This is a genomic window from Peribacillus frigoritolerans (assembly GCF_040250305.1).
Lineage (GTDB): Bacteria > Bacillota > Bacilli > Bacillales > DSM-1321 > Peribacillus.
In genome coordinates, this window is the sequence record NZ_CP158190.1 from 705,453 (window position 1) to 721,766 (window position 16,314).

19 protein-coding genes are annotated in these 16,314 nt (G+C 40.5%); 11 read left to right on the forward strand and 8 right to left on the reverse strand.

Translation table 11 applies throughout. From position 1 onward, the window contains the following. Positions 1-3 precede the first annotated feature (3 nt). On the forward strand, positions 4-1,230 hold the full coding sequence (locus tag ABOA58_RS03415; RefSeq protein WP_350301209.1) for a hypothetical protein: 1,227 nt from the start codon (positions 4-6) through the stop codon (positions 1,228-1,230). Between the two features lie 444 nt (positions 1,231-1,674). On the opposite strand, the gene ABOA58_RS03420 is transcribed toward ABOA58_RS03415, so the two are convergent. Together ABOA58_RS03420 and ABOA58_RS03425 are read right to left on the reverse strand one after the other, a co-directional pair. Beyond that, positions 1,675-2,874, reverse strand: a complete 1,200-nt coding sequence (locus ABOA58_RS03420; RefSeq protein ID WP_350301210.1) for an MFS transporter — start codon at positions 2,872-2,874, stop codon at positions 1,675-1,677. Between the two features lie 13 nt (positions 2,875-2,887). Beyond that, a complete protein-coding gene (locus ABOA58_RS03425) occupies positions 2,888-3,307 on the reverse strand; it encodes a MarR family winged helix-turn-helix transcriptional regulator (protein ID WP_350302778.1) in 420 nt (139 codons plus the stop codon). A gap of 167 nt (positions 3,308-3,474) precedes the next feature. Between ABOA58_RS03425 and ABOA58_RS03430 the strand changes: the two genes are divergently transcribed. Together ABOA58_RS03430 and ABOA58_RS03435 are read left to right on the forward strand one after the other, a co-directional pair. Beyond that, positions 3,475-3,876: a hypothetical protein gene (locus ABOA58_RS03430; RefSeq protein WP_350301211.1), complete on the forward strand. Its 402-nt coding sequence runs from the start codon at positions 3,475-3,477 to the stop codon at positions 3,874-3,876. Between the two features lie 228 nt (positions 3,877-4,104). Beyond that, positions 4,105-4,500 carry a VOC family protein gene (locus ABOA58_RS03435; RefSeq protein WP_350301212.1) on the forward strand — a complete coding sequence of 132 codons (396 nt, stop codon included), beginning with the start codon at positions 4,105-4,107 and terminating at the stop codon, positions 4,498-4,500. On the opposite strand, the gene ABOA58_RS03440 is transcribed toward ABOA58_RS03435, so the two are convergent. Beyond that, a complete protein-coding gene (locus ABOA58_RS03440; protein ID WP_350301213.1) occupies positions 4,497-5,132 on the reverse strand; it encodes a DUF6944 family repetitive protein in 636 nt (211 codons plus the stop codon). The genes ABOA58_RS03435 and ABOA58_RS03440 overlap by 4 nt on opposite strands. A gap of 135 nt (positions 5,133-5,267) precedes the next feature. On the opposite strand from ABOA58_RS03440, the gene ABOA58_RS03445 reads away from it, so the two are divergent. The 3 genes from ABOA58_RS03445 to ABOA58_RS03455 all read left to right on the forward strand — a co-directional run bounded on the left by ABOA58_RS03445 (position 5,268) and on the right by ABOA58_RS03455 (position 7,496). Further along, entirely contained in the window at positions 5,268-5,750 is a 483-nt protein-coding gene (locus ABOA58_RS03445) for a DUF4306 domain-containing protein (protein ID WP_350301214.1), read from the forward strand. A gap of 215 nt (positions 5,751-5,965) precedes the next feature. Beyond that, on the forward strand, positions 5,966-6,613 hold the full coding sequence (locus ABOA58_RS03450; RefSeq protein WP_258832223.1) for a pentapeptide repeat-containing protein: 648 nt from the start codon (positions 5,966-5,968) through the stop codon (positions 6,611-6,613). A gap of 193 nt (positions 6,614-6,806) precedes the next feature. Beyond that, positions 6,807-7,496 (forward strand): VOC family protein, encoded by a 690-nt coding sequence (locus tag ABOA58_RS03455; protein ID WP_350301215.1) that lies wholly within the window; start codon positions 6,807-6,809, stop codon positions 7,494-7,496. Positions 7,497-7,853: 357 nt separating this feature from the next. Here ABOA58_RS03455 and ABOA58_RS03460 read toward each other — a convergent pair whose 3' ends face one another. After that, positions 7,854-8,054, reverse strand: coding sequence for a nucleic acid-binding protein (locus ABOA58_RS03460; protein ID WP_350301216.1), 201 nt, complete (start codon positions 8,052-8,054; stop codon positions 7,854-7,856). A 253-nt stretch (positions 8,055-8,307) separates the two neighbouring features. Between ABOA58_RS03460 and ABOA58_RS03465 the strand changes: the two genes are divergently transcribed. The 5 genes from ABOA58_RS03465 to ABOA58_RS03485 all read left to right on the forward strand — a co-directional run bounded on the left by ABOA58_RS03465 (position 8,308) and on the right by ABOA58_RS03485 (position 14,125). Beyond that, complete coding sequence (locus tag ABOA58_RS03465) at positions 8,308-9,585, forward strand: glycosyl hydrolase family 8 (protein ID WP_350301217.1); 1,278 nt, start codon at positions 8,308-8,310, stop codon at positions 9,583-9,585. A gap of 45 nt (positions 9,586-9,630) precedes the next feature. Beyond that, positions 9,631-10,026 carry a VOC family protein gene (locus tag ABOA58_RS03470; protein WP_350301218.1) on the forward strand — a complete coding sequence of 132 codons (396 nt, stop codon included), beginning with the start codon at positions 9,631-9,633 and terminating at the stop codon, positions 10,024-10,026. Positions 10,027-10,229: 203 nt separating this feature from the next. Then, the gene (locus tag ABOA58_RS03475) at positions 10,230-10,592 is read left to right on the forward strand and encodes a thioredoxin family protein (protein WP_373689809.1); all 363 of its coding nucleotides are present in this window, start codon (positions 10,230-10,232) and stop codon (positions 10,590-10,592) included. Positions 10,593-10,766: 174 nt separating this feature from the next. Next, positions 10,767-11,273, forward strand: a complete 507-nt coding sequence (locus ABOA58_RS03480; protein ID WP_350301219.1) for an Rrf2 family transcriptional regulator — start codon at positions 10,767-10,769, stop codon at positions 11,271-11,273. A 2-nt stretch (positions 11,274-11,275) separates the two neighbouring features. Then, positions 11,276-14,125, forward strand: a complete 2,850-nt coding sequence (locus ABOA58_RS03485; protein ID WP_350302779.1) for a YhgE/Pip domain-containing protein — start codon at positions 11,276-11,278, stop codon at positions 14,123-14,125. Positions 14,126-14,171: 46 nt separating this feature from the next. Here the strand turns inward: ABOA58_RS03485 and ABOA58_RS03490 are convergent, their stop codons facing one another. The 4 genes from ABOA58_RS03490 to ABOA58_RS03505 form a co-directional block, all read right to left on the reverse strand. Next, the gene (locus ABOA58_RS03490; protein WP_350301220.1) at positions 14,172-14,543 is read right to left on the reverse strand and encodes an ArsR/SmtB family transcription factor; all 372 of its coding nucleotides are present in this window, start codon (positions 14,541-14,543) and stop codon (positions 14,172-14,174) included. After that, on the reverse strand, positions 14,544-14,972 hold the full coding sequence (locus ABOA58_RS03495; RefSeq protein WP_350302780.1) for an SRPBCC family protein: 429 nt from the start codon (positions 14,970-14,972) through the stop codon (positions 14,544-14,546). 119 nt (positions 14,973-15,091) lie between these two features. Next, positions 15,092-15,535, reverse strand: coding sequence for a DUF6376 family protein (locus tag ABOA58_RS03500; protein ID WP_350301221.1), 444 nt, complete (start codon positions 15,533-15,535; stop codon positions 15,092-15,094). Positions 15,536-15,569: 34 nt separating this feature from the next. Further along, positions 15,570-16,175, reverse strand: coding sequence for a protein kinase family protein (locus ABOA58_RS03505; RefSeq protein WP_350301222.1), 606 nt, complete (start codon positions 16,173-16,175; stop codon positions 15,570-15,572). Positions 16,176-16,314: the final 139 nt, after the last annotated feature.

Consider the following 16,314-nt stretch of genomic DNA (forward strand, 5'->3'; position numbering starts at 1 on the left):
AAGGTGAAACGTTATTTATGCAGCATCATTATTGGAGTGGTTGTCATCTTAAGCATCGGGACCTATTATGTCAAAGTAGCTTCCTCTGCCTCCAGCCTTCCAAAGTATACGTTCAAGACACTGGAAGGCAGTGATAAAGAGCTTGATCCGGTAATCATAAATGCTTCGCTTGATAATGGTCCTTATTATGAATCATTAACATTTGAATCCAATACAACAACATATGATATTGAAAAGTCTTACTTGGAGAGCTTTTCTGGAAGACAAGATTATCGAATTGAAAGATTAATAAAAGAACATCGTTCGTTTATGCGTGGCAAGGATTCCATCAGTTCTTTATATGAAGACGATGATTTTCTGGCTTACGCTTGGGTGAATAGCGAAATTACGAATAACGGGAAAACGGAAGCGGAATTTGATATCGGTTTACTGGAGAAGAAGGACGAAGAAGAAACTTCATTCCAAATTGAACTTCCGAATCAAGAGAGAATCATGAATGCTGATGTCAGGGATGTGCAGTTGGTCCATTCAAAACTACAGGTTTTAACGATGAATGATGTGAAATCAAACAATGAGAAACAAACGAAAGAGGTTCATCTGTATACGATCGATTTAGCCAATAAAAAAGTTTTGAGCGATAAAACCCTTGTATCTGAAACCTTTACTTACCCTAATCAAGTTGATTTTGAGATGCCGACGGATGTTGCTCCCATCCAGCCAAACAACATGGTTTTAATTTCGTTAATTAAAGGGGTAAATCATGAGGACGGTTCCTATAAGGAAAAGCCAAGCAAACTGTTATCATATAATTATGAAACGGAAAAAATAGAAACGGTTAAATTGACCAAAAATGAATCGCTTAGCCTGGGCATGGCAAGATCAGGATATACGGACGGAAAAACACTTTACCTAATTGATAAGAAATCCGATAATTATCGCATTAAAACGTTTGACCTAAGCAGTCGAACGTTAACGAATGACAAGGAACTGGATGTAGCTGTTAATAAAGAGGAACAATACTTCGCTGCGATTAAGAACGGGCGTGTGTACTTTCTGATAGGCAACGGAGTGGATCAAATGGGCTCATTAACATACAAGCCTGCCCAACTTCTAATTGCTGATTTAAAGACTGGAAAGACTTTATATAAAGGTGAAACGGTCATGCAAGCAACAAATAAAAAGAACGGCAAAAAATCTGGCTTTATTATCGAAGAATTGGAAGTAAAATAAGGATCACTATAATAGAAGCTGTTTCAAAAAGTATAAACTTTTTTGGCAGCTTCTTTTGGTGTAGGTTGAATTATCGGTTGCTAAGGTCGAATTATTTCTATGTAGGTCGAATTATCGGTCGCTAAGGTCGAATAATTACATTGTAGGTCGAATTATCGGTCGTAAAGGCCGAATTATTTGCATGAAAGCTGAATTATCCCCATTGACGGAAGAATTTCAGTAGGCAAGAGGGGTCTATCTAAATTAAAACATAGTTGATTGGAGCGGGTGTGCGAGACTCCTGCTTAGAAAAGCGCGTCCAGGGCGGACCGCCCGCGGAAATCGAGTGCCTGGATCGGAAATCAACGCTAAATTGTACTAGCAAAAAAAACTGCAGGCAAACTTGATGAAAATCGAGTTTTCCTACAGTTTGGGGATATCCGCCAATGGGATATCCCTTTTTATTTAAATGGAAGCCAAGTTCGTTCTGGCTGTACGTTCCTTCTTGCCGTGCAAGAAGTAGTAAAGGACGGAGGTTGCGATGACCAAAACGCCCAAGATTACATAAAGTGTGCTGTAACCTGTTACCGGAATGATGAATCCCAGAATATAAGGGCCAAAGCCAAGTCCTGCATCAAGCATGATAAAGAAGGTGGACGTTGCCATCCCCATCCGGTGAGGCGGTGTCAGTTTAACGGCAATCGCCTGCGAGCTTGATTGCATATTACCGAATCCAAGGCCAATAAGGAAACCTGCTGCCAGTAAAGTGAAACTATTTGTTGTCATACTTAGAAGGAGCAAACCGATTCCGAAAATCATGAAAGCCGGATACATAATGAAGTTCGATCCTTTCCGGTCCATCAATGGTCCTGAGAAAGGACGTGATAACAATACGGCTACTGCGTAAACTACAAAGAAGAAGCTTGCCGTATTGACCAGATCGATTTCAATGGCATAGAAACTGATGAAAGAAAGGACACTGGAATAACAGAATGCCAATAACAGGGTGATGATTGAGATGGGCAGTGCCTTAGGTTCAATGAAATTGGAAAGCTTGAATCCTTTGCTTTCCGTAACTTTGGCCGTCACTAACAATGCCGGGACATACAAGAAGAATGCTGTAATCAGGCTGATTACCCCTAAAGCCAGGCAGAAACTGAAAATGACTTGGAAGCTTGTATGTTGAGCCATATATAGACCGATAAAAGGACCGATTGCCGTCGCAAGTGTTGCGCTCATGCTGTAATAGCCGATGCCTTCTCCCTTTCGTGTTGGCGGGATGATCTGGGCGACGATCGTTCCTGTCGCAGTACTCGCCATCCCCATCGCCATCCCGTGGATCAGGCGGTTAACAAGCAGGAAGCCGATCCCAAGGTCCACAAAATATAGAAGAGTTGTCAAAGTGAAAAAGATCAAACCTATGAATAATGTTTTCTTACGGCCGATTGAATCAATGAAACGGCCAATGAACAGACGTCCGATCAACGTCCCGATAATAAAAATACCAGATATGAGTCCGGCTTCACTTGTAGAAGCATCCAATTCATTAACAGCATAGATGGCAAGTGTCACCATCAGTAAATAAAAGATTAATGTTATGAAAAAATTGATGGACGAAACGATGACAAAGTCCTTCGTCCACAGTCTGGTTCTGGATTGGTCCATGTTTATTATCTCCTTACTTTATAATGTTATTTCTTATTTCGCCCATGATGCGTATGGCTGCGAGTTGTTCCTCTTCAGTGATCCCTTTCAAGATCTCCTGTTCGTATTGATCGATTGTCACACGGACTTCACTGTAGATTTTTTTGCCAAGCTCCGTAAGCCGCATTCTTTTCTCGCGTCTATCTTTGCTTGGCACATGCTCGACATACCCCAGCTCTTCCAAGCGGGCAATGGTCCTCGTAATCGTTGGTTTTTCCACACTTTGATAATTGGCAAGCTCTACAAGCGTCGCCGAACCATAATTGATTAAGTAATACAAAATGGACCACTGCGCCCTGTGTAAATCATGCTTGTTCAGCTGGATATTAAGATTATTTTCAAACGGCCGGTACAGCAATAATAATTGCTGAAAGAACTTTTGGTAAGTCTCTATCAGAATCACCCCTTATATCAATATATAGTTACCGTGAGTAATTGTTACCCTGAGTAACTATAATAACAAAACAAATCCATTCTGTCTACTCGGATTTGTTTTGTTTAGTTAAATCAGGTTTTTAGTTAATATGAATGGGAATATAGGAATAGGAGATGATGTGAAGCATGTATAAATCTATGATCGCGTTGATTGCCGCAGCAGCAATGCTAACTGCTTGCAATAATGACATAGCGGATGAAAACGGGGAAAAATCTGTGCAAACAACAGATGAAAATGAAACCCAAACTGAAAATGGACAACAAAAACAACCCTCGCAAACAAAAACTCAAACAAGTCCTAAACATGAGAAGTGGTCTTCTTTGCCCGAATATGACAAAATCATCGAGCAAATCGGCAACGAAGACTATACCTTCAATAAGGAAACGGATAACGATGGTAAGCGAGTATTCCTTATTGAACTGAACGGTGAAAAACAATATAAAACCGTCTTCGTCAAAAATACCAATCGCCTGAAAATTATCAATATAAATGGCGGCGGTGAGGTTTATGACAAGATCTTAAAATAAGTGGACCTGCGTAAGTGTTGTATAGAATGTTTTTGATAAAGGGGCTGGGGAGAAAAGGGCTGTAATGCAACCGCCCTTTTTTGTTTTGTAAACCTTGACTAAGGTTATCGCAATAATATTTTGTAATGGTATAATATCCCTGATTAAGATGTTCGGTAAATGCCGATGCCCCCAGAGCACTTGAAAAAATTTGAATAGCGGGGACATTTATGAGGAGAGGATGATAAGTTGTCAAAAGGATATCTTCATCATATTGAGCTGAATGTTACAAATTTAAAGAGGAGCATTGATTTTTGGGCCTGGTTTTTGGACGAGATGGGCTATGAGCCATTTCAGGAGTGGGTAAGCGGGAAGAGTTGGAGATTGGGTGATATGTACATTGTTTTTGTACAAGCGGAAACAAGGTTTCTTGACATTCCCTATCATAGGGGACGAGTGGGTCTTAACCATTTAGCCTTTCACGCCACTTGCCGGCAACAGGTTGATGAGATCGCAAGAAAGTTAAGGGGCAGAGGAGTTACCATCCTTTATGCCGACAAGCATCCATTTGCCGGCGGGAAGGATCATTATGCCGTATATTTCGAAGATCCCGATCGGATGAAGGTCGAACTCGTGGCCCCTTAATCTACGTAATAGTTGGCATAGCTATAATGTCCTTTCTCAGGTTGTTCGGGTTCTGGTCCAAGTGAAAAGGCCTCGATCAATATAATTGCACCGAAAACTTGGGTCCAGCTGCCTAGTAAAAGAATTTGTTCTCCCATCCGTACTTTTTCATTTAAAATGAATATATTTCCGACCGATTCCAAAAAAGAACCGGCTGCAATGAGTCCATTTCCCTTGACTTCAAAAGAGCGTGAAATGGACTCCTCCGTCAATGATGCCCCGAAGGCTTCAAAAGCGGCACCAAGGCCTTGGATTCCACTGCCGATTGCATCGGTTCTGGTGCCCTCCTCCACTGAACCACTCAACTGCATATCTATTCCAACTGCATTTGCAATATTGCCAATAGCCTCAAGCCAAGCACCGAATATGAAATAGGTTTCCGAACGTTCATTTTCCGGGTTCAGCATTTTCGAACGGCCGATTGCTTGCAGCGAATTTCCAACGGCTTCAATACCATTCCCTTTGAGGACGAGATCTTTTCCAAGATTAGTGCTCGTTAAAGTTTGCCGGGTTTGCCCGATTGCACCTACAAGTGTGCCGATGCCGAGTAACCATGCTCCTGAAATAAGGAGGTCATCTCCATGAGTGATCATATCTCAAACGCTCCTTAAAAGTGGTTAGATTATATTATTCAGGAAACAGTGTTTGTTTACATATTGCTTTATCACTTTGGGCTCCGGTTGAAAATTACCCACTTATTGGTATAATGACAGCTGGAGGAGATGATATTGACTTTTAATAATTTTTTACAAATGATTATCACTGCACTTTTCTTTATGGTTTTTACGTTTTGTACCTGGTATGAAGGCAGTGAAATTCTGGATAGACCTTCGGAATGGAAGTATTCCACGCCTTTCACACAAGTAAATGATGATCAGGCAATGGATGCAGATGATATTTCGAATTTTGATTATTTCGTGTATGCCGCAAAATTCAAACCGTTATTTCCATTTCTTATGGTCCTAGCCTCATCGTACTTAATCATACTTACGGGATATATCCTGTTCAAAAGAAGGATTAAAAAAATGGCTCTATTCTTGTTGGGATTTGGTGTCCTTTTTCTGTTTTCAAGTGGTTTTGTATCCAATTCCCCGACTGTTGGAGGAAATATCTTTACAGCATTTTTTCTGATAGGCGGAATGATAGCGATAATAGGTGCAGCTCTATATTATTTCCGGATGCCAACAGGATTCAATACGATCATGAAGTAAGCAAGGCTGCCGATGAGGCAGCTTTTTTTGTGCAAAATGTTGACACAAAATAACGAAAAATAATAGTCATTTTCGCAAAATTCTTAGATTGAACTTCACTGAAATGTAGTTTATAGTTAAGTCGAAATTTAGTGGACCAGTTGCTATATTACCGGCGATGAACCCTATCGATTGGATAAATCAGTGATTGAAGAATAAAGCGAAAAGGTGATAATATGTCAGGCAAAATCAAAATTGAACAGCCAAAGATCCCTCAAGACTTAACACAAGCGAACTTTCAGGAAATATATTATCAGGATGAGCCTTATCTTGAGTCCTGTATCATAACCAATTGCACGATCGATAGAGAAAAGATGGATAAAATCGTATTATCACAGGTTGTTTTTAAAAATGTGACATTCAGCGATGTATCATTCAGGAATATCGAGCTGACGGATGTCATTTTTGATCATTGCGATTTAACGAATGCCGATTTCATGGGCGGCTCGATTCATCGTGTGGAATTCAAAGAGTCCAAACTTTTAGGCATTAACCTGTCTGACGCAAGTTTAGGGAATGTCTTCTTTGAGAATTGCAACTTGAATTTAAGTGCCTTTGGTTATTCCAGTTTAAAGCAAGTGAGGTTCGATCATTGCTCATTGGAAAGTGCTGATTATTATGAGTGTAAATTCATTAAAGTGAAGTTCGAAACATGTAGATTAAATGAAGTGAACTTTTCCCGGACACCGCTCAAAGGAATTGATATTAGCAGTTCTACATTTCAAAGGATTACCGTATCCCCGGAAGATCTGAAAGGATGCGAAGTTTCCCCGGACCAAGCGATAGTTTTTGCAGCCATGCTTGGACTGAAAATTAAAGAGTGAACCTTTCAATAAGGCTGAAACGAGGGACCACCGAATTCGGCGGTCCTTTTTGAGTTGGCCTGTCGTTAATTCATTGGATATTTGTGGTAAAAATAGAAAGGGTGAATAGAATTATATAGTTTTTGAATAGTACGGAATGTTTGCATAAATGGAGGATATCTTTACAATATTTGTTAAGCGGAAGGGGGATTGGATGTTGATTATCAATAAGGTCACTTTGTATAGTCATGCCTGGAATGAAATGCGGAGTTTTTATGTTGATGTATTAGGATTTGAGTTACTATCGCAAACTGATGATGGTTTTGAAATTAAGGCTGGGGAAAGTGTACTTGAAATTAAAAAATATCATCACAAGGAAAAGCCTTTTTACCATTTTGCCATGAACATACCGACCAATTTATTTACTTCGGCAAAAGCATGGGCGAAATCAAAAGTGGAATTGACTAGAGAAGATGATGATGACGAAGTTTATTTCAGCTTTTCAGACGCACATTCTTTTTATTTTTTAGACCCTTCAGGCAACATTGTCGAATTCATATCGAGATATTCCGTATCACCCGAATCCGAGGCTGAGTCTTTTTCAACTCAAAACGTCCTGTGCATCAGTGAAATAAACATTACGACAGATGAAGTCAGGGCTTTGGGAAATCAGTTAATAAGTAATGGTGTACCTGTAAGGAAGGGTGAAGCGATAAGTGAAGATGGGTTGAATTTCATGGGGGAACATGAAGCAGGTTCGTTTTTACTTTTAGGTCCAAGGAAACGGCGTTGGATTTTCTCGGATAAAGAGTCGGAAATCTTTCCGCTTTCGCTAGTCATAAATCAGCAACTGGATATTTCATTGGATGGCGAAGGATTTATGGAACTGAAAAAGGTGGAATGATGTAGATTTATATTTTGGTAATAAACTTCAAGCGACCGATTGGAATCATGAAAGCTAGCACAGAAGCAGGGCTTCCTGCCATTGATATATCTCCAAACCACCATTTAATCTCATTACTGATGCGAGTCTTACGATTATAAGCTTGTTACTCCTAATATATAATTAGGAGTTTCACTTTTTTTAAATAAGGCTATGTTAAAATTTTGAATAAATCGTAATCATTTATGGTAATCTGATTTATTTTTGAAAACAAAAGGTACAATTCGGATACTATGGCAACGATATTAGCTGAGCTTGTTAACTCACCCTTTACTCCTTCTGCTCACAAACGTCGGTTAGCTGTATATATTTATATTTTTACTTAATAAATTCTCTAAACTCATCAATATAGAAAGCTACATAACCACAATTTGGGCATACAGATGCTTTAGGGTTTGCAGAAACACTACTGAAAAGTCCTTTCTTTTGACTAATCTTTATCCCATACATTCCGCCCTGAACATTTACTTTGCAATTATCTATCATTTCAGTTTGGCACTGATTACAAATTCGATTCATGAAAACACTCCTTTTTCATTTAAAAAACTACTTAAGTAGAAACACTCAGAATCCAATGTTAATTTTAACATAAATATCCAAAAGAGCTTGTGACATTTTGGAATTACATAAGAAAAGTCATGTTTAATAGAGGAAAAGTTGATAACATATGACAAGTTTAGCAGTCTAAAAGAATTTAACAACACCATTGAAATGTTCCTTGCCGAACATAAAAATGAAGTGAATACTGCACCATAACCGAAGGAGCAAAGCCATGAAAAAAAGAAGTTTATTGATAGCGATGGGCGTGATCATTTTCGGGATCATTGCCTCGATAGCATTGGTATCTCAAATCAAAAAGAAAGAGATCGCCGGTAAAAGGGCATTTCCACAGCATACAGTCTATCAAGCGGGTACGATAAAACCTGACAATCTGTCACAGGAGGAAATGGATGCTGCCGTAGCGAATTTTTATGAAACCTGGAGAAAGGAATATCTTAAGCAGCCTATCGATAAAAATGATCAATATTATATTTTTTACAATGATAAAGGTTATGCAGAGCCCAAGAATGCAGTGACCGTTTCTGAAGCCCATGGTTACGGGATGATGATAACGGCGATCATGGCAGGCAGCCAGGACAAGCAGTACTTCGATGGGCTTTATCGTTTTTATAAAGCGCATGGAAGTGATAATGACCCTTCATTAATGGCGTGGCAGCAAGTAAAGGATAAATCGGGTAAAATCATCACTACGCCAGGGGATGCCGATTCAGCAACTGATGGCGATATGGATATCGCCTATTCGTTATTACTGGCACATCGCCAGTGGGGAAGTGAAGGGGAAATTGACTATCTTGCCAGTGCAAAGGACATCTTGGATGCGATCATGTCGAATGAGATAAATCGGTCGCAGTACCTTGTTAAACTAGGGGACTGGGCGGAAGATGAAGATGACGTATATGGACAATCGACTCGTTCATCTGACCTTCTTCTCAATCATTTTAAGTCATTTGAGGCGGCAACTGGGAATGATGAATGGAAAGGTGTAACGGATAAGGCCTATAGGATCATTCATTCGATTTTTAAGGAGGAAAGCGGCAATACTGGCCTCATGCCGGACTTCATTATACAATCCAAGGAAGAATATCAGCCGGCAGAAGCGGGCTTTTTAGAAGGGGAGAATGACGGCAATTATAGCTGGAACAGCAGCAGGACCCCTTGGCGCTATACGCTCGATTACTTACTGACTGGTGATGAAAGAGCCCTGCCGCAATTAAAGAAGATGAATGATTGGATTAAAGCGGAAACGGATGGCAACCCAGAAAATATCCAATCCGGTTATACGCTAAGCGGAAAAACCGTGGAAGAAGGGAATAGTACAAGCTTCGTTGCTCCATTCATGGTGAGTGCCATGGTTGATTCCTCCAATCAGCAATGGATTAACATGTTATGGAATCGGACGGTACAGGACCAAGATGATGATGATTATTTTGCCAATACGATAAAATTACAGACAATGATCGTGGTTTCAGGTAACTGGTGGGCGCCATGATTCAATGCAAGAAACTAATTAAAGATGAAAAGGAGTTTGATGAGAATGATGAAGGTCACACCTTTCTTGATGTTCGAAGGTAATGCGGAGGAAGCGATGAATTATTACACATCTTTAATCGAAGGATCGAAAATAACGAGCATTGTTCGGTATGGTGCAAATGAATCAGGTACAGAGGGAAGCGTCATGCAGGCTACCTTTACCTTGAAAGATCAGGAATTTATGTGCATCGATAGCAATGTTAAGCATCAATTTACGTTTACACCATCGTTTTCAATATTCCTTACATGTGATAGTGAAGAGGAAATTGACAGCCTTTATTCGAGTTTAACTGATGGCGGACAAGTGATGATGCCATTGGGTGACTATTTCTTTAGTAAGAAGTTCGGCTGGGTATCTGATAAGTTTGGTGTTTCCTGGCAGCTTACTCTACCAATATGAATGAAGTGAAAACGCCACTGGATAGTGGCTTTTTTCAGTTTGGTGGCCAAAGGGGTTCGTAAGTGTCTCACCCCGAACCATGATTTTAAAAGAAGACTTTGTGAGGCTTTTTCCCGAAGCATAGAAAAGGTACATAAACGGATCAAGGATAAACCGTTTGTGCTGTGAAGGAATTAATTATATATTAATCCTTGAGTACATTAATTCATGGATTAAAGTATGATGATAAGAAAAGCCCGGAGGAGACAATCATGAAAAATATCAATACAGAACAAGAATATCGTGAACAAATCAACCAAGAGGGACTGACAGTCGGGATTTTTACGACTACATGGTGTCCGGACTGCAAACGTTTAGACATGTTCATCGATGAGATCACTCAAGAACATCAAGACAAACAGTGGTTTACGATCGATCGTGACGAGTTCCCTGAGATTTCTGAAGAGCAAACGGTAATGGGAATTCCATCACTATTAGTATTTAAAAATGGGGAAAAGGTTGCGCACCTCCACAGTGCAAATGCTAAAACTCCAGAAGCGGTCAATGAATTTCTAAATGACCTATAAAAGATCTTGAAAAGGTGAACCCCTTATTGTGCTGTAATGAGGGGTTCATCTTTTTTTAGAAATTTTTTCTAGAAATGACTTGATTTCTAAGGTGAAACGGGTTTTAATTATAGATACCGAATATCCATTATGGATATATGATATCTACATACATATTAAAAGAGGTGAACTGATTTGCAATTAACAAAAGGGGTCGAGCAAGCCATATGCATCATCGTTATACTCTCTACCCAGGATAAAAATGTCCCGCTTTCGTCTAATGAGATCAGCAGGCGATTAGAGGTGTCTCCTTCTTATTTGAAAAAAATCATAAGGAAATTGGTCGTAAAGCAGATAATCACTTCCGTTCCTGGTAATAACGGCGGCCTTACTCTTGCCAAAAGTGTAGATAAGATTAAAAACCTTGAAATTATTGAGGCGATGGAAGGTCCCATTTCGATGTTTCCGGATACAGGACTTATAGAAAAAGCGTTTAAAGATGGAGAGTATGCAGAGAAGGGAATGGACGTCCTTCGTCGGATGTTTTCTCGGGCGGATCAACTTTTAATAGAGTTCTTTTCCAGCCAAACAGTGGTAGATTTGCTTAAAGAAAGCTTTGGCACCACGGACATACCGACTCTTAATTGGAATACCGCGTCATTGAGTGATGTACTGCGTGAAAAGAAAGGTGAAAAGAAGTGAACATGCTTAAACAAGAATGGAAGCTTTTCCTTACAAATCGAAAACTGGTCGGTGTCGCAATCGTTTTACTGTTCGTCCCGATTATTTATGGGGGGTTATTCCTTAGTTCTGCTTGGAATCCATACGGAAATACAGGCAAATTGCCTGTTGCAGTCGTGAATAAGGATGTGAAGGCGGAATATGAGGGAAAAACCTTAACAGTCGGTAATGAGCTAGTCGAGCAATTAAAGGACAATGATGATTTAGAATGGCATTTCGTAACGGAAAAAGCGGCGAAAAAAGGGTTTGATGATGGTACATATTATATGGTCGTTACCATTCCGGAGGATTTTTCAAAAAATGCATCTACCGTCATGGATGATAAGCCCAAAAAAATGAATCTGACGTATGATGTGAATCCAGGACGCAGTTTCGTTTCTGAAACGGTCGGGAAACAGGCAACGAATAATTTGAAAACGGAAATTGCCGAAAGTGTCACAAAAGAATATGCGGAAGCGATCTTCTCCCAACTGGATGAAATCGGAGAAGGATTCGGCGATGCGGCAGATGGGGCATCAAAATTGGATGACGGTGCAAAAAAACTGCATGATGGAAACAAAGAAGTGACGGAAAATCTGAATAAGTTAGCTTCGAGCACATTAACTTTTAAAGATGGAGCGAATAAACTTCAAATTGGCGTTGGCGAGTTTTTGGAAGGAGCCAACAAGCTTGAAAGTGGCGCATCGGATCTAAATAAGGGAATTTCACAATATACTTCCGGTGTCGGTCAGTTGCAAAAGGGTGCGGATGAACTAGCATCAGGCACAGGGGAATTAGCTAGTAATAGTGAAGCACTTATACAAGGTTCTTCCCAACTTTCCACTGGTTTGGCCAAAGTGGTTCCAGGAGCGCAAACTTTAAATACTGGATTGGCACAAGCGCAAACAGGCAGTGCGAATTTGAATGATGGGTTGAATCAATTATCACAAAATGCAAGCCAGCTGACGGACCAATCGACAGGAATTCCAAAATTGGCAGCAGGTCAGCAGAGTTTAAATCAGGGAATCAATAAACTGGCAGAAGGTAGCCAGGCATTAAATGACGGCCTGAAAAAAATGGATGGCCAATTGCCCGCAGAAGAACAGCTGAATCAGCTTAAGCAAGGACTGACAAGCATTCAAAGCGGTGTAAATCAATTGCAAGAAGCGGTTCCAGCAGGAAGCAGCACGTCCGGTACCGTATCCGGCATTACCGAAGATCTCAATAACAGTCAAGCGGCTTTAACGGAACTTCAATCAACGATTGCGAATAATGGTCAGAGCACGATCAATGCCGTTCAAAACACGGAAGCCTTCAAAAGCATGACCAGTGAACAGCAATCCGAATTAATCGGAGCGGTTCAAAATGAACTTCAAAGCCAGGCGGAAGCACAAAAACGAATCGCATCGACTCTTGCTGCAAGTGTATCCGACTTATCAACGCAATTAACGGATAAAGTAATGCCTGTATTGAATGGATTAGGCCAGCTTCCGGAACAAGTGGCCAATTTAAATAATGCGGTGAATAAAGTCAATCCAAACGCTGTTTCAGCGTTAAACGGATATACGGCAATAAGGAACGCACTGGAAGAACAATTAATTCCTGGTGCGACCCAATTAAATGGCGGCTTGAATGAAGCTGTCGAAGGAAGCAATCAATTAACGGCGGCAACACAAAGTTTAAATGAACGGACACCAGAATTAGTGAAGGGGATCAACCAGTTAGCACAAGGCGGTTCCTCGTTAAATAATGGCCTTTCAAAACTAACTGAGGGATCTGGTCAGTTGGTTGATGGAGTTTCACAACTGCAATCAGGGTCATCCTCCTTTGGGAATGGTCTTGAGAAGTACGCATTTGGTGTTAGCCAAGTCGGCGAAGGGGCAAGCAAACTGGCTAATGGGGCCAATCAACTGAATGCCAACTCAGCGGCCTTGAATGAGGGCTCATCAGCACTTGTTAAAGGCACTGAACAATTGGCAAGCAATCTGCCTACTTTGAGCAATGGAGTCATCCAGCTTGCTGATGGCGCAGGTAAGATCAATGAAGGTTCATCAGCACTTGCTGAAGGTTCCGGTAAATTGGGTGATGGAATCACCTCACTTGAAGATGGAACTGTCGAGCTTTCGGAAAAACTCAGTGATGGTGCAGAAGAAATAAGTGAAAATAAAACAAACGATGATAATTACAGCATGATTGCTGAACCGACACAGGTCAAAGAACAAAAAAGCAGTGACGTGCCGAATTATGGTCATGCACTGGCTCCTTATGTATTGTCTCTAGGGTTATTTGTTGGAGCTATTGCCTTCAATATGGGATTCCCGACAGGATTGCCTTCTACAAGGCCTACATCAGGAGTGGCATGGTGGTTCAGTAAATTTACGGTCCTATTTATCCAAGCGACGCTTTCTGCATTAGTGTTGGATGCGATCATGGTTTGGGGAATGGATTTACAGGTCGAGAACATGGGGCAATTCATTGGGGTTTCCATACTGACTTCACTTACGTTCATGTTCATCGTTACTTTCTTGACCGTAGGGTTTGGAAATCCAGGTCGTTTATTGGCGATGATATTCCTTGTATTACAGTTAGGTGCAAGCGGAGGAATGTTCCCTGTGGAGCTGACCAATAACTTCTTCAGTCATGTTCACCCGTTCATACCGATGACATACTCTGTCATGGGCTTCCGTCAGGCGATGAGTACGAGCCTTGGAGCGGATGCATTGACAACGAGTATAGTGTTCCTTACTGGATGCATCATTGTCTTTAATCTGCTGCTATTGCTAACGATGGTCATCAAGAAGCGCAAAGCACACAATATTGAGATGGATGCATAAACTAATGAAGAAAAACCCCGGTGCAATGCGCCGGGGTTTTTCTTCATTATGATGGTTCATTCGTGTCCTTTTCTTTTTCGATGACTTTCAATCCATTTTCCCCTGAATTTTCAATCGCATGTTTAAGGATGGATAATTTGTTATCCCAGAATCGATCGTAAAAAGAAAGCCACTGTTTCAATTCAGCTAAAGGTTCCGGCTGAAGCCGAAAGCGTTTCTCTCTTCCTACCTTCCGGCCACTGACCAATTCAGCTTCAGAAAGGATATGAAGGTGCTTGGCAATCGCTGTACGGCTCATGGAAAAGTGAGAAGTAATTTCTGAAATGGGTAAATCCCCTTCAGCAAGCAATTGCAGGACCTTTCGGCGGGTCGGGTCGGCGATAGCCTGAAATACATCATGTTTTTCTGCTGCAGACACTTAGCCCTCAACAGCCTTTTTAAGACCTTGATTAACGATTTGTTCCCAGCCATGATTCATTCTATCGCGAATCACTGAGCTTTTTTCGTTCGGTTTCGGAAGAATCGTATCAGGCTCTTTCCAACCGCCATGAATAAGGGTGAACTCCGTTTTGCCATCCACTTCTTTTAAAATGAAGGAAATGAACCAACCGTCCGTATCCCAACTGAATGAAAGGCGATGAGGAGCATCTAACTCCATTACCTTACAAGGAGATGGACCGAAGGGGGATTGCACATGGAACTCATGTCCCACTTTCGGTTGAAAATCATTTGGCATGAACCATGAAGCTATGCCCTCTGCAGTGGAAACTGTATCCCAAACTTTTTGGATAGGTGCTTCAAGAATAACCGTCTTCTTGATATCCTGTAATGTATTTTCCATAATGATTCTCCTTTTTAAGTGAAAATGTGAAACCAATTGGTTTTGCTTTGTTGATTATATAAAACCTTTTGGTTTCATGTCAATAATTTGTTTCAGGCGAATCCTTTTTATTCATTGCATGATGCTTAATTTCCCAACTCTTCAATTTGTTTTGCCAATCCCGTTATATTATCGATTGATTTCATTATCTCTGAATCTTCCAATGCCTTAGGATCAATTTGGCCCTTTTCAATATTATTCAGATATAATTCAATTCCATCTGAAAGCTGTTGATTTGAGCTGACGATCTTCTCATGGATGCCTTCAGCGATTTGGGGTGGTTCAGTTGCATTGAATTCTTCAATTTCCGTTTTAATCAATTCCAGTTCCTTTTCAAGATTTGCTCTTACTTCGGCATTCGTGACGGCGTCCTGTGACATTGCGGGAACCTCATTGGAAAAATCCTTAACGGTATTTACATACTCCGTCGCATTATCTGCATACTCCAATGATGAATTGACTTCTTCTAAAGCTGAGCATCCGCTTAATGTAAGGATGGACAGCAGAGCAATGGTCATTATTTTTTTCATATGTGCCTCCAATGTGATTTTTTTATAGTAAGGATCAGATGGGCAGAAATCTCTTTTTATAAATCGCTGCAATGGAATTCAGTATGAAGCTTGGAATCTTCTTTGGAAAAAATGACTTCGAATAGAAAAGGTGAAAGGCACTTTTCAAGTCGTGCCACTGATTGCAGGATTTCACTTGCTTAAACCTTGCAACGTCAATGATCTTCACCTTTTTTTCGGAAGTGATGAAGATGTTTCGTAAATGGATATCCGAAGGGTTCAATCCCTCTTTCCTTGCCAATTGCAGGGCATGGTCTATCTCCGCAATGTTTTCTTCCGTTATCGGGATTCCCAATGTTAAACATTCAAAAAGAGTGTTGCCTTCAATGTGATCTATAACCAGGTAATTTACCCCCGCATCATATAGGGTTGGATAGTAATCGATGGATTGGACGGTTTTGTATATTTCAGCTTCAACTTTAGCTGTGTGTGTATGATCCGGGAAAAACACTTTTAGTGCCTTATTGGTGGAATGTATCCGGAATACATATGCGCTGCGGCCTTTTCCGATTAGTGATAAAGATGGGTCGGCATCAAGCAATATATGCTTTTTATCATCGGAAATCTTAACGCTTTTAGCTAATTCATTATAGTTCTGCATACTTTTCACCTCTATTGTGCAATTTTTCGAATCAAAAAAGACGGTATAACCGATTATTGGTTATACCGTCTTTTAAAAATTAAAAGACCTCACCAAATAATCGGCAAGGTCTTGCAAACAACTAAAATCAGTTGCCAAT